Source organism: Streptacidiphilus anmyonensis, from assembly GCF_000787855.1.
Lineage (GTDB): Bacteria > Actinomycetota > Actinomycetes > Streptomycetales > Streptomycetaceae > Streptacidiphilus > Streptacidiphilus anmyonensis.
In genome coordinates this window covers 1-13,862 of record NZ_BBPQ01000106.1, presented here as the reverse complement: position 1 = coordinate 13,862, position 13,862 = coordinate 1, and the positions used below count along the sequence as shown (strand labels likewise).

Below are 13,862 nucleotides of genomic sequence, written 5' to 3'. Positions count from 1 at the left end.
CCGCCACCGCCACCGCCACCGCCACCGCCACCGCCACCGTTCGCCGGGCCGGTGGGCACGGTGTAGTTATGGGGACAGGCCCCGGGGTCGGAGTCGCATGGACTGTACGACTGGGTCAGGTTCCAGGTTTGGCAGTCCATCCCGTAGCGGCCGGTGCACGTGTCGGAGTCGTTGCCGATGGAGGTGTTGGGGGAGTACTCCCACCAGAAGGCGCTGCATGCCAGCCGCCAAGCCAGTCCGACGCCGAACCAGGAGAGGTCGTTGCAGGCGTTGTGACCACTGGGGTCCGTGGCATTGAGTGGATCGCCGCCGGCGTAGGTGTAGCGGTTCCCTTGGATGGAGTTGGGGTTGGGGTTGAGGGTCCAGCTGTCCTGGGAGGTGAAGGTGCCGCTGCTGGGTTGGTACCAGCGGGCGTGCATGTTGACGAGGCCGGTGGTCGGGTCGGTGAAGCCGCTTTGGTAGCCGAGGTTGCCGGTGGTTCCGGTGGTGGCGGTGGGCTGGCCGAAGGGGTCGTAGGCGATGGACGAGGAGAGGGTCGTGGCTGTGGGGGTGAGGTCGGCGACGACGTTGTCGTGCTGGTCGGTGATCGACAGGGTGGGGTTGCTGATGGTGCCGGCTGACTGGTTCGCGGTGCCGAGGAGGCTGCCGTCAGGGAGGCGGCTGTAGGCGTAGAGGGTGTCGGTGACGAGGTTGTTGGAGCCACCGTCGTAGGTGAAGGTGGTGCCGGCGGTTTGGGCGATGCGGTCGAGTGAGTCGTAGGTGTAGGTGACGGATCCGTCGGTGGTCATGCGGTCGAAGCCGTCGTACTGGACGGTGGTCGGGTTGCCCGACTGGGGTGTGATGGTGCTGAGGGTGCCTCGGGCCGTGTAGGCGTAGCTGGTGTTGCCGTTGGTGAGGAGCTCGTTTCGGGCGTCGTAGGTGGCGTTCTGGTTGCCGGCGCTGATGCGGTTGCCGGCGGCGTCCCAGGTGTAGTTGGTGGTCTGGGTGCCGTTGTTCCAGGTGGCGATGCGTCCGGCGAGGTCGTAGGTGTAGGTGTTGTTGGTGGCGCCTGCGGTGCCGGTGGTGTTCTCGGTGGTGATCTGGTTGTCGGGGTTGTAGCCGTAGGCGATGGAGGCGAGGGGGTTGCCGCTGGTGTTCTTGACCGTGTCGGTTTGGAGTCGGCCGAGGGTGTCGTAGGTGTAGTTGCGGGTGTCGCCGCCTGTGCCGTACTGCTCGGTCTGGAGTTGTCCGGTGTTGTTGTAGGCGTAGTTGACGGTTGCGCCGGTGAGGGGGTCGGTGGCGTTGGTGAGGCGGTTGCCGTTGTCGTAGGTGAAGGAGGTTGCTCCTGCGGCGTCGGTGCGCTTGAGCATGTTGCCGTTGGCGTCGTAGGTGTAGTTGGAGGTGCCGCTGGGGCCGGTGGAGGTCAGCAGGTGGCCGCGGTCGTCGTAGGTGTAGGTGTCGGTGCCGCTGGGGGTTCCTGCGGAGGTGAGGTTGCCGGCCGCGTCGTAGGTGAGGCTGCGTGCGGTCGTGGCGGTGTCGCCGCCTGTGGCGGTTTCGCCGGTGAGGTTGCCGAGAGCGTCGTAGGTGCTCTGGCGGACGACGCTGCCGGGCTCGACGAGGGTGACGGGTTGGCCGAGGATGTCGTAGCTGGTGGTGAAAGTTCCGTCGGCCGGGTTGGGGTGGGCGGTGGTCGGCGGCTCGATGGTGGACTCGGGCTGCTTGAGGCTGTTGTAGGTGTAGTAGGTGGCGATGTTGTTGCCGTTGATGAGGCGGCCGTTGGTGAAGCGTGTGCGGTTGCCGTCGGCGTCGTAGCCGAAGGTCGTCGTGATCGACGTGCCGGTCGCGACGGGTTCGACCTGCTGGGTGATGCGGCCGAGAGCGTCGACGGTGTAGGTGGTGGTGTGGGCGGCCTGGTCGGCTGGGTTGGCCACGTTGTCGGTGCTGCTGGTGCGGTTGCCGTTCAGGTCGTAGCCGTAGTAGACGGTCCCTGAGGTGGCTCCGGTGTTGTCGATGGTGCTTACGGTCAGCGGTTCGCCGAGCGGGTTGTAGGCGGTTGTGGTCTTGGTGCTGTCGGGCTGGGTGACCGTGGTTGGCCGCCCGAGGCCGTCGTAGCTTGTGCTGGTGGTCAGCTGGCTGGGGTCGGTGACGCTGGTTGGTTCGTCCGCGGCGTCGTATGTCGTGGCCGTGGTGCCGCCGCCGGGTTGCTTTGAGGTGAGCTGGTTGCCTGCGTCGTCCCAGGTGTAGGTGGTCGTGTACGGCTGGGGGCTTGGGTAGCGCTCGTCGGCGGTGCTGGTGATCTGGCGGCCGAGGTCGTCGTAGGTGGCTTCGGTGACCGCTCCCGTGGGGCCGGTGGCGGAAAGTACTTCGCCGTCGAGGTCGTAGCTGTAGGTCTGGGTGACGGGCTGGCTGTTCAGCTGGGGTCCGATGACCTTGGCCAGGTTGCCGAGTTGGTCGTAGGTCCGGGTGGTGGTCAGGTTGAGGCCGGTCGGGTCCTGGGTGGTGCTCTGCAGTCGGCCGAGCGCGTCGTAGCCGGCGGTGGTGACGGGGTGCAGGACGGTTCCGGTGTGGGGGTCGGTGTACGCCGGGGATGCGATGGCGACTGCTTCGCCGTCCTGGTCGTAGGTGGTGGTGGTGATGTCGGCCTGCGTGGTTCCGCTGCTGGTCAGTGTGCCCTGGGGGTCCTCGACGGACGTGGCGTCGCCGAAGGTGTCATACCCGGTGTACGTGATCGGCGTCTGCTGCGTGGCGGTGCTGCTGGCCGTGGTCGGGTTGTAGATCTCGATGGTGACCGGTGAGGCGATCGACGTGGTGAGATGGCCGTCTGCGTCGTAGGTGTAGTAGGTGGTGTAATTCGCAGCCGTGGCGCCGTTGGCATTTCCATCGGGTGAGACGGACGACAGGGCCAGGCCGCGCTGGTCGTAGCTGACGGTGGTGGTGTGGTCGCCCGTGCTGTCCTTGACGGTGGTGCTGGTGGCGTCGCCCAGGCTGTCGTAGAGGTAGTCGGTTTCCTGCGAGACACCTCCGCCTGTCTTGACGACGTGTGCTGCGGTGTCGTCGGCGTTGTAGGTGATCGTGCTGGTGCGGGCCAGGCCGCCGGGGTCGAGGGTGCTGCTGGTGAGCCGGCCGTCGGTGTCGTAGGCGAGGGCGGTGGTGGTCTTCCCGCCGCCCTTGGTCTGGGAGGTCAGGTTGCCGGCGGCGTCGTAGCTGTCGGACTCCTCGACGACGTTGCGTGTGCTGCCGTCGCTGTTGTGGAAGCCATCGAGGTCGACTTCGGCGACGAGGTTGTCGTCGTAGTAGTAGGTGTGGGTCGTGCGCCCCATTGCGTCGGTGTCAGTGGCTAGGCGTCCTGCGGGGTCGTACGAGCGGGAGTCGATGATCTGCCAGTGCGGGGCGACGGGCTGGTTCGGGTCGCCCGTGAAGTTGGCGATGGCGGTCTGCTGGAGCTGCCCCATGGGTGAGTAGCTGTAGGAGTACTGCGTCCCCGATGGGTCGGTCTCTCCGGTGACGTTCCCGTAGCCGTCGTACGAGTAGGTGGTGACACGGCCCGCAGGGTCGGTGACCTTCTGCACGTGGTCGTTGTCCGCGTTGTACTGCCAGCTCGTGGTGCGGGCGGTGTCGCCGCCGGTGAGGTCGCTGACGGTACGGCTGAGCTGATCGCCGTCGGCATCGTAGACGTAGCTCGTCTGCGGGTTGTGCACGACACCGGTGACCGCGTCGGTGGTGGCCGGGTCGGTTTCGGTGAGGAGGTTGCTCTGACCGTCCCAGGTGTAGGCGGTGACCATGGTCGACTGCCCGCTGCCGCAGTTGCTGCAGCTCACCGACTTGGTCAGGACTCTTCCGAGCGCGTCGTAGCTGGGGTAGGACGTGACGAGACCGGACGGGCTTGTGACGTGGTCGAGGTCGCCGTTGGCCTTGTAGCTGTACTGGGTCAGGTGGCCTGCGAAGTCGGTCTTGCTCGCGAGCAGTCCCGGCGGCTCGGTGCCACCGCCGACGGCGGATTCGGCGCCGGTCGTGTATGCGTTTCGGCTGGTGCTGCCATCCGGCCGCTCGGTGTAGGTGGGGTTGCCGACGCTGTCGTGTCCGTAGGTCGTCACATAGGTCGCGTCGCTGCTGCTCGAGGAGCGGGCATCCGCCATGGTGATGAGCTGGTCGTTAGCGGGGTCGAGCGCGTTCGTGGGGTCGAGGTAGTAGGTGGCGTAGCTGGTCTGGCAGTTGCCCGGGTTGCGGCAGGTGGTGGTGGAGACGATGTTGCCGCGGGCGTCGTGACCGTGGGTGGTGCTGTGGCCGTCGGGGTCGGTGACGGTGTACAGGTTGCCGGCGCTGTCGTAGGTGTAGCTGGTGGTGTTGCCGTACGCGTCGGTGCTGGAGATCTCCCGGCCCATAGCGTCCGAGCGGTAGCTCAGGGTGTTGTTGCCAGGGTCGGTGACCGTTGCGGTGATGACCGCAGTGGGGCTGGTGGCGCTGCCCATGGCCTCGTAGTGGCTGGAGACCGTGGTGGCGTCGAGGGCGGCCGGGTAGTAGGAGACTTCGGCGATGGTGCCGTTGAAGTGGCTGGTGCCGGTGGAGTCGGCGGTGGGGGCGCTGGGCCAGCCGGTGACGGTGCCGGCACCGATGTAGACGTTCGCGTCGCCGTTGAACTGAACCGGTCCGGCGTTGACAGTGGCCTGGGAGGCGCCGTCGAGGTAGAGGTGCTGGGTGCTTCCGGTGGCGGTCAGGACCACCTGGTGCCACTTGTTGTCGGTGACGGTGCTGGTGCTGGTGGCGGTGTTGGAGGTGGCACCGGTCCAGAATTGGCCGTGGAGTTTGCCGTCGGCACCGACGTACAAGGCGGGGTTCCAGTCGTCGCTGCTGGTGGTGGCGGAGCCGATCTGGTTGGTCTGGTAGCTGTACAGGACGCCGGCGGTGCTGGTCTTGAACCACAGCTCGATGCTGGCGGGGCCGGCGATGGGAGCCGCGGTGTCGGGGAGCTGGAGGGAGGAGGTGCTGCCGTCGAAGCCGGCGGCGGAGGCGTCGGGGGTCCCGGAGGGGCCGGAGACGCCGAGAGTGGTGTGGGTATAGGTGCCGGAGTAGGGGTCGGGCAGGGAGGTGCCGAGTTCGTCCTGGGCGTAGGGGGCCATGTTGGGGTCGTCCAGGCGCCAGTAGTCGACGGCGCCGTCTTGGACGACGCGGGCGCGGTATGCCTCGTCGGCGGTCGCGCCGGTGCCGCTGTCGGCGATGGTGGCGGCCTGGTAGTCGCCGAGGATCGTGTTGCCGGACAGGCCGTAGTTGTAGGTGGCGAAGTCGGCGAGGTAGCCGTTGAAGTGGCCGTCGGCATCGGTGGGCGCGGAGGGCCAGCCAGTGTCGTGGCCGGCGCCAAGGTAGGCGTAGCTGTTGCCGTTGTACTGGACGGTTCCGGTCAGCGGGGTGCCGGTGGGCTGGCCGTCGAGGTAGAGCTGCTGGGTGTTGCCGTTGGCGACGAGGGCAGCCATGTGCCAGCCGTTGCCGGTGACTTGCTGGGTGGAGACCATGGCGCCGGTGCTGGAGCCGGTCCAGAACTCGCCGTGGAGCCTGTCGTCGCTGCCGACGTAGAGGGCGGGGTCGTAGGCGCCACCGCTCGTGCCGAGCTGGGGAACCTGGTAGCTGTAGATGACGCCGGGGCTGCTGGTCTTGAACCAGACCTCGACACTGGTGGGGGCCCACTTCGGCGCGATGGTGCCAGGGAGTTGGATGTAGCTGCTGGTGCCGTTGAAGCTGGCGGCCGTAGTGGTGCCGGAGGCCCAAGGGCCGGTCTGGCAGCACGTGATGTCGTTGTTGACGCCGCGGTTCTGCTCGGCGGCGGAGGCGGAGACGAGTTCGGTGGCGGTGTTGCCGCTGGAGTCGTCGAAGGGCCAGTAGCCGGTCGGGTGCAGCCCGAGGACGGCGCCGTCGTACATGGTGTGCTGGGTGTTGGTGCAGCCTTGGATGGAGCAGCTGATGGTGCTCGTGGCGGACGCAGCGGCGGTGGCCAGGTTGGAGATCTGGGTGCTGTTCATGCCGAAGGGGAAGACGGCGACATTGGAGATCTGTCCGTTGAAGTGCCCATCGGGGTCGCTGGGGGCAGAGGGCCAGCCGTCGGGGGCACCGGCGCCGACGAAGACGTGGCCGGTGCCGTTGGCGGAGATGGTGCCGGACAGGGTGCCGGCGGCAGCGCCGTCGAGGTAGAGGCTCTGGTTGTTGGTGGCGGTGGCGGTCAGGAAGACGGTGTGCCACTTGCCGTCGGTGACGGTGGTGCTGGTGGCGAGGGGGTCTACGCTGCCGTTCCACAGTTCGGCGTGGAGTTTGCCGTCGGTACCGACGTACAGGGCGGGGTTCCACTGGTCGCTGCCCGACGCGTGGGTGGCGCCGATCGGGAAGGACTGGTAGGAGAACAGCACGCCGGGCTGGGTGGTCTTGAAGTACAGGCTGATGGTGCCCGGGCCGACCTTGGGGACGTTGGCGGCCGGCAGTTCGGCCCACGAGTAGGTGCCGTCGAAGCCCGCGGACGTCTCACCCGCGAGAGCTCCGGCCGCGCCGAGGGTCACATTCGAGTAGGTGCCGTTGTTCGGCGTCGGCCGCGGCGCGTACTCCTGGTTGGCTGCCTGGACGCCGTTCCAGTCCGACAGGGTCCAGTAGCCCGACGGGTTAGAGCCCTTCACGGCCGTGCGGTAGGCCTGCACCGACCCGGAGACGGTCGGGGTGTGGAGGTTCCAGCTGCCGCCGTTGGCGTCGGTGATCTCCGACGCCCGGTCGTTGACAGCGTCGTAGGTGACGGCCAGCTTCGACTTGCCCGACGGCGAGGTGATGCCGGTCAGCTCGGTTGCAGGGTGGGTGGCGGACTCGTACTGGGCGATGATCGCGGTGGCGCCGAGCGCGTGCTCGTAGGTGGCGGCCTCGGCGATCTGGCCGTTGAAGTAGCTTGCGTAGCCCGTGTTCGACGAGGTGCTGTAGTGGGCCTCGTCGGGCCAGTAGCCGCCGATGAATCCGGAGCCCAGGTAGGTCTTGGACTCGGTGACCGGCTGGACCTGCGCGGTCAGGGACGCGACCTGGGAGCCGTCGAGCCACAGCTGCTGCTGGTCGCCCGCTGCGGCCAGGACGACGAAGTGCCAGTTGCCGTCCGCGACGCTGCTGCTGGTGCTCATCGGGGAGATCGACGCGCCGGTGCCGTAGAACTGGCCGTACAGCTTGCCGCTGGACCCAATGTACAGAGCCGGGGTGTAGGCGTTTCCCGTGGTGGACTTCGCCAGGCTGTCGGCCTGGTAGGAGAACAGGACCCCGCCCTTGGTCGTGGTCTTGAACCACAGGCCCACCGACAGGTAGGACGTCTTGACCGTGTCATCGGGCAGCGAGATCTGCGCTGTGCTGCCGTTGAAGCCGGCAGAGGTTGCGGGCGAACCTGCCAGTGGCCCGGAGAGGTCACCGAGATCGACACCACCGGCAGGCGTACCGTCGTCAGCACCCTCGTTGGCCAGGACCTCGTCGGTGACCTGGGTGCTCTGCAGCTTGTCGCCCAGGCGCCAGTACGACTTGGGGCCGGCGTCCATCACCGCCGTGCGGTAGTGGTTGCCGGGCGTTCCGCCGCCGCTGGAGTCGGTGTACGTGTAATTGGTGCACGACGGACTGCTGTTGGTGCCGGTCGGCGGCGCACAGGCCTGCGTCAGCTCGTTGGGATTGGCGGAATTGCCGTAGGCGTAGGTCCAGGTGAGCGCCGGCTGGCCGGTGGTGACCTGGGTGACGTGCGAGCCGGCGCTGTCCCACGTGAAGTGCAGGGTGCGGCCGCTCGCGGTGTCGGTGACCGTGGACAGGGTATTGCCGGTCCAGGTCAGGGCCTGCGTATTGCTGTTCTTGTCCTTGATCGAGGACAGCAGCCATTCCTCGTTCTGCTGGATGGGTCCCCAGGTGTGACGGATCGGCGCGCCCTGGACGAACGTGTACGTGGTGCCGTTGCTCTCGCGCAGCACCCAACTGCCGTCGGTTTGCGGGTAGAGGTCCTGTGCCTCGCCTTCAGGTGAGGTGTACAGGTCCATGCCGGTGGTGCTCTTGCCGTTACCGGCGTAGTTGCCGGTGGAGTGGTACAGGTACTGGATGCCGGCGCTCATGTCGGTGGCGACGAAGTCGGTGTTGCTGTCCCCGCTGATGCCCTTGACGCCAGCCAGGCCCTGGTAGTTGGCCCAGCCCGGGCCCTCCATGGTGTAGCTGTTCCACACGCCGGTGCCGAGCGTGCCGGTGCCCTTGGCCGGGTAGAGCTTCAGGTTGTTGCTGGGGTCGATGGCCATCAGTCCCGGGGCGCCGTTGAAGGTGCCGCCGGTGAGCTCGCGCATGCCGTTCCAGCCGCCGGTGCCGACCTCGACCCGGGATCCGAGGGTGCCGTCGGTGTTGAACGGGTAGGCCCACAGGATGCCGGTGGACATCTCCACGGCCAGCAGGTCCTTCTTCCCGTCACCCGACAGCGGCGGGGTGACGGTCAGGTCGGTCATACCGTTCCAGCCACCGGTGCCGATCTCCGCAGGCGCGTAGGAGGCGAACGGGCCATTGGACTGCCAAGCGGTCATCACGTGGCTGCACACAACGCCGGTACAGGTCGTCTGCGCGCCGGAGGCCTTCCCTGTGAACTCCCACAGCGTCCCGGCGCTGGGGTCCACACCGATCAGGTCGCCGCGACCGTTGCCGTCGACCTGCCCGCCAGTCAGGTTGGTGAGGGTGCCCCAGTTGCCGGACGGGAGCGTGCCGCCGACGACGCCCCCGCTCGTCCAGTTGTGGGCAATGCCGACGCGGGTGGCAGCCGAGTAGTCCGGCCCCGGGTACAGGTACAGGTCACCGGTGGAGTCATCCACGGCCACGATGTCGTCGGTCCCGTCACCGGTCACATCTCCCACGGAGGTGGCGCCGGCGAGTGCGAAGGTGTTGCGGCCGAACCGCTCCTGGCGCCCCTGCGCATTGGTGAGCACCACAGCGCCGTCACCGTTGATGCTGTAGTCCGGATCGAGCCTCATGTCGTACAAGCTCGACCAGCCGGCCCCGAACATCCCCGAGTAGCGGGGGTCGAGGGAGTTATACGTGCGGGTGACGGTAAGGGCAGGACCAACGGCCTTGACATCCGCATCCGTGGCCGACGTCGTGTAGTTCCCGGTCTTCGCGTCGAACGGCTGCCCGCTTCCCCCCAGGGTCGCGAGGCTCGAGGTGATCTCAGGCTGCTGGATCTGCACAGCGAACGCGGCCGGGTTCGACCAGGCGCTCTGGTTTTTGCTGTCGGAGACGGCGACCGTCCACTCGTAACTGCCGTTCCACGCGACCAACCCGCGGGGGATGACCCAGTTGCGGCCGGACTGCCAGCCCGAGGTGGCCAGCTGGGTGCCGGAGGACGACAGCAGCTGGAAGTCGTAGGTCAGCCCTGTGCCCGGCCAGTTGTCCGGATCGTGCCCCGTGGCGAAGAGTTCGGGCGTGAGCGACGTGACAGTGGTATTGGACAGCGGCTCGATCGCGTCGATCTGCGGCGGGATGTTCGCGGCGGAGATCCACGTGCAGTTCTGGAACGGCACGCCGTAGGTGTCCGCCAGGGAAGACGTGCCGTTGAGGTACAGATCCCAGCACAACTGGTAAGTCCCGCCAGGGGTCAGCGCCGGAATGGTCCCCGTCATTGTGACTGACGAGTTCGGCGCGACGGTGCTCGGGATCGCGGTCAGCGGCGCGGAGGTGGAGATCTCGTGCCAACTCGCGTCGAACAGGCGCGCCTTGAGCTTCATGTTGGACGACGTCCACGAGGTGGTGCCGCGATTGGTGAGCGTCACGCTCTGCGAGCCGGTGGACTGACTCGTCGGCATCACATAGCTACTCGGCGTGGAGTAATCCGCGCCGTAGGGGCTGTACTGGATGCTCAAGTAGGGCTGGTCACCGGAGACGTTGACGCTGTCGAACTTCTTCCAGGCGTTGCTGTCCGTGTCCGACGCGGTCACAGCCAGGCCGTTGTTCGTCCCGCCGTGCGCCCAGCCCTCGACGAGCTGGGTTCCCGCTGCCTGGGGGCCGACGCCCACGTGGATCGTCTGCCACAGCGAACCGCCGCAGTTGCTGCCGCCCGTGAAGCTTGCCGAGCCGAGCACGCCGTTGTCGACCGCCACACCAGGGAACGCCGAAATCGTACCGGGGTCCCACGAGCCATCGATCTTCCGTACGTCGACGGCCTCAGGCGTGCTGCAGTTCGCCGAGTCGACGACGACCATGTCCAGGTCGACCGCCTCGATGTAGTCATTCTGCAGCGTGGTGCCGACCGGGAACGTCAGGTAGGTGTTGGCGACGTGCGTGCCGCCGTCGTACGTGCCCGTGTCGAGCTCCGTGCCCGTGGAGTGATTGGTGCCGTCGTTTGTCTCGACATAGGTCGAGGCGCCGGCGGTCACCGTCTGGGTGCTGGGATCCACGCGGACCGGGAACACGCGCTTCGGGTCGTGCAGCCACGAGGCGTCCAAGGTCATGCGCAGTGCGGGAGCGCCGTCAACCTGCACCAGCGAGTAGGTGACCGGGGTCGTCTGTCCTTGGTGAGCGGCACCGTTGGAGGCGGAGTCCTGCATGAATCCGCGCGGGATGACCAGGAGCACGTGGCCCGACGAGTCGACGAAACGTACATCGCCCGACTTGTCCAGCGTGGGCGAGACGCCGTTCAGGGCAAGAGGGAAGGTCCACGTCGTCGGAGCGGACGCATCGTGCAGGACCAGCGTCTCCTTGATGCCCGTACCCTCGCCGTTGTAGACGACGTCACTCGCCGGGAAGGCATCGGCGAAGGTCAGGGTGCTGCCGTGCGCCTGGCCGGCCACAGGCCGTGCGCCCAGGATGCCGTATGACACGGTGTGACCGGAGTCGAGTGCCCAGCTCACCAGGGCCGGCGCGTCAGCCTGCTGCGCGAAGGTCACCGGGGTCGAGTTCGCGGCCTCGCCGAGCCGACCCTCACGGGAGCGGCCGACCAGCGTGGTGTTGATATCGGCCCACGCTCCGGTGGACGTGCGGTAGTGCACAGGACTGGAGTAGACGCGCATGGTCCGCGTCCCGTCCGGGTTCTGGTAGATGCTCGTCGAAGCCGTGCGGAGCGAGACGATCTCCTTGCCCGCTATTGGAAGGCCCGGAACGCCTGTCTGCGCAGACGCGTCCCTCCCGGACATGGGAGCAATGCCGGCCTTCCCCAGCGCTCCCTGAAGGGTACGTGCCAACCCTGCCGGAGGCTGCACGGTCTTGCCCGCCGCCTGAGCACCGAGCGCCGGGGAGAGCCGCGACCCGCCAGGGCCGAGCGTCTTGGCCGCCGGAGGGACCTCACCCTTGCCGTGCTTGTGCCCCGAGCCCGTTCCCGCTGAACCCAGTTCGGTGTCCGAGGCGCTGACCCGATGGCCGCGCCCGGCAGCCGACCCACTCAACTGACTCGGCCCGTGCGCGCGGGCAGCCTGGACGGCCTCAAGTGCCGTGAAGGCACTGGCCTCCTGCGTCGCCGCCGTCATCACCAGGGCAAACACGGCCACCATGGCCGACGCACGTATCACAAGGCGTCGGCCTCGCCGGCCAAACCGCGTGCGCCCACCATTGACCAAAGCGCAGGCCTGCATCCGAACCCAGGAAACAACTTGATGAACCGACAGCGAGCGGCGCACGCCAACCCCCAACGCAGCGCGGACATGAACCCGCTCGAGGACACAGAACCCGCACAGTTCTACAGACGATCAAACGCCTTGTCGACTAATCAATATGCGCACTTGCAGGTGGTATGGGCTCCGGAGTCCGCAATGCACAGACGAAGCACGGGGAACTTTCGGCAGAGTCATCATGGAACTCTTACCAATAGGCCAAGGCAGTGACATCGCAGCGGGTAGCCGGTCGGGGGCACAGGCGCCATCTCAAGATGGGGGCGCTAGCATGGCGACCCTCCACGGACGCCACCCTCAAGCGAATGCTGTATTCGTGGCGTTCTTGAGTCGTCCTCCGATTGGCCAGACCGCTAGAGACAAAGGGATTCATCCAGATGAGGGACCCCTGGAAGCACCCAAGGTCCACCGCCCGGGCGGGCAGAAGGAAGCTCGCCAGACTTGCGGCCCTTGCATGTGTCGCGGCGACGGTCGGCGCGCTGTGGGTATTCTTCGCAACGAGGCATGTGAGCAACCCGCTCAAGGTCGCTGACGTATCCGGCCGGCCGACGGCCTGCTTGGCCTCAGACTCCGCCCCGTCGAGTGCAGCAACCGCCTCGCATCTGTGGTCAGTCATGCGTCACGCCGTCTCTGGCGAACACGTCAATGTGCAGCAGATCCAGGTCCCGATAGCCCGGGGCGGAAATGCCGAGCCATACCTGGCTGGCCTTGTGAATCAGCGTTGCGACCTTGTCGTCACGATTGGAGAGCCCTTCGGGCAAGCGGTCAGTGAATTGCTGAGGACCTCGCGCAGGGGCCAATTCCTCGCTGTCGACTCTGGTCTGGCTGAGGGAGCGACCCGCCTCACCTTGGCAGACGCCGACACCGCCCCGCGGGCCGTTCAGGCAGCGATGACTGCGCTGACGGGTTCTGAGTCAAAGAAGCAGTAGTGAACCGTTCCGGGTTCGGTATCGAGCTTGAGGTCACGCGCTGACGGGCTCGTCGGCGCAGGTTCTTTGGTGATGGTAGGCGGTTTCGTGTTCGGCCGGGGTGGTGTGGCCGAGGCTGCCGTGGAGCCGTCGGTGGTTGTACCAGTCGACCCACTCGGCGGTGGCGAACTCGACGTCCGTGAAGGTCTTCCAGGGTCCGTGACGTGCGATCAACTCGGTCCTGAACAGGCCGATGGTGGACTCGGCGAGTGCGTTGACGCTCCTATAGTTGTCAACTTGCGGCGGAGGCCATTCGTGGTGCAGGTCGGAGCAGGTGGTAGACCTCGCGGATGACGTAGCGCTTGAGGCAGCGGATGATCTCTCGTTTCGTCTTGCCCTCGGCGGTGCGGCGGGCGACGTAGTCGATCGTGGGCTGGTGGAATCGCATCCGGACGATGACAGTTCGGTAGATCGCGGCGTTGAGTTGGCGGTGGCCGCCGTGGTTGATGCGGTGCCTGCCGCCAGTCATGCCGGAGCCGGTGGGCACGGGAGCTATGCCCGCGAGCTTGGCCAGGGCGGCCTCGGACTTGACCCGCTCGGGGTTGTCGCCGGTCACGACGAGGATCTCCGCGGCAGTGTCGACGCCGATACCGAAAGGCTCGAGCAACTGCGGGGCTGCCCGCTGGACCAGGTCACCGATCATCTTCGTCAGCTCTTTGGCCTCGGTATCCAGGTACTGCCACCGCTTGGCGAGCGTCCGCAGGGTGTGACGAAGCGCGTCCTCGGGTCCTTCCAGACGGTGAGGACGCAGAGCCGCCAGCTGCCGTGCCAGGCTGATCTGGGTCTTGCCAGCGGTTTCCCGGCGCAGGGCGTCCGGGGCGTGGACGAGCATTGCCTTGATCGTGACCATCGCCGCTGTGCGCTGTTCGACGGCCTGGTCATGGGCGATCTTGAGCTGGCGGATCATCTCGGCCTCGCCGTCGGCGGTCTTCGGCATGGCCGTCGCGAAACCGGCCAGCACCGCGCGGGCCGCGACCCCGAGCACAACGCAACACTGGACATCTACGGGCGCTTCGCGCCCGCGACCCTGTGTCTGGACGAGGGTGAGGGGTCCGGTACCACTGCCGGAAAGGTCAGTCCCCCGAGCATGGCTCCACGGCCTCGCCCAAGAGGGAGCGCTCGGCGTACCCTCCGACACGGTGCCCACGCACCGGCAACGAGCCAAAAGGCAGCCCCGAAAACAAAACAGCCCCGGAATCCGGGGCGATCGTCGGGGTACCTTTGTCATCAATAGCCTAATCTGCCGTGCGCGGGGTAGGCGTGGTAGCAGTTGGTCCAGACGCGGCCGGCCTTGATGGCGCGG

3 protein-coding genes and 1 pseudogene are annotated in these 13,862 nt (G+C 67.0%); all 4 read right to left on the bottom strand.

Translation table 11 applies throughout. From position 1 onward, the window contains the following. Nucleotides 1–11,474, bottom strand: an 11,474-nt coding sequence (locus TR50_RS40135; RefSeq protein WP_236654799.1) for a LamG-like jellyroll fold domain-containing protein, incomplete at its 3' end; no start/stop codon positions are given. 725 nt (nucleotides 11,475–12,199) lie between these two features. After that, entirely contained in the window at nucleotides 12,200–12,352 is a 153-nt protein-coding gene (locus TR50_RS47390; protein WP_160311271.1) for a hypothetical protein, read from the bottom strand. Nucleotides 12,353–12,553: 201 nt separating this feature from the next. Continuing rightward, nucleotides 12,554–12,775: pseudogene (locus TR50_RS40130) on the bottom strand (integrase core domain-containing protein); the annotation flags it as partial. Between the two features lie 16 nt (nucleotides 12,776–12,791). Further along, on the bottom strand, nucleotides 12,792–13,544 hold the full coding sequence (locus TR50_RS40125; RefSeq protein WP_236654798.1) for a transposase: 753 nt from the start codon (nucleotides 13,542–13,544) through the stop codon (nucleotides 12,792–12,794). Between the last annotated feature and the right edge of the window lie 318 nt (nucleotides 13,545–13,862).